This window comes from Streptomyces mutabilis, assembly GCF_014649815.1.
GTDB classification, from domain to species: Bacteria; Actinomycetota; Actinomycetes; order Streptomycetales; family Streptomycetaceae; genus Streptomyces; species Streptomyces mutabilis.
Map to the genome: position 1 here is coordinate 1 of NZ_BMTT01000112.1, position 918 is coordinate 918.

1 protein-coding gene is annotated in these 918 nt (G+C 69.8%); it reads right to left on the reverse strand.

All coding sequences use genetic code 11. From position 1 onward, the window contains the following. The coding region (locus IE142_RS34885; RefSeq protein WP_191889417.1) for an amino acid adenylation domain-containing protein at nt 1-918 on the reverse strand (918 nt) is incomplete at both ends.

Below are 918 nucleotides of genomic sequence, written 5' to 3' on the forward strand. Positions count from 1 at the left end.
TCCGTCGGTGTCGGGTACGACGTAGGCGATCAGGCGGGTGCTGCCGGGCCGGTCGTGGTGGGCTACCACGGCGGCCTGGCCGATCGCCGGATGGTCCGTCAGGACGTTCTCGATCTCACCGGGTTCGATACGGAAGCCGCGGACCTTCACCTGGTGATCGACGCGACCCAGGTACTCCAGATCCCCCTCGGCGGTGCAGCGCACGAGGTCACCGGTGCGGTACATACGGCCACCGGGCTCGGAACCGTAAGGATCGGCGACGAACCGCTCGGCCGTCATACCCGGCTTGTTCAGATACCCACGGGCCAGACCGGCCCCGGCGACGTACAGTTCGCCCGTCACCTGCGGCGGGACCGGCCGCAGGTGCGCGTCCAGGACGTAGACACGGGTGTCGGCCATCGGACGCCCGATCGGCACCGTCGCACCACCGGTGTACGGCCGCGGCACCGGGTGGTGGGTGGCGAAGGTGGTCGTCTCCGTCGGCCCGTACCCGTCCACGACCGTCAGCCCGGGGCAGACCTCGTGCAGACGCCGCACCGTGGCCCCGGAAACGGCCTCACCACCCGTCCACACCTCCCGTACACCCGACAGAGCGTCCGCAGCGTGGTCGGCGACCACGTTCAGCAGGGAACTGGTCAGCCACAACGCGGTGACACGCTGGGTGGTGACCGTGTGGTGCAGCGCGGGAACGTCCAGGTCCCCGGCCGGCGCCACGACGACGGTCCCGCCGCTCAGCAGCGGCACCCACAGCTCGTAGGTGGACGCGTCGAACGCGGCAGGCGAGTGCAACAGGACACGTCGATGCGCCCGACGGTCGAAACGCGGGTCCAGAGCCAGAGCGGCCACATTGCGGTGCGTCACCACGATCCCCTTGGGCGCACCCGTCGAACCCGAGGTGTACATCACATACGCCGCATC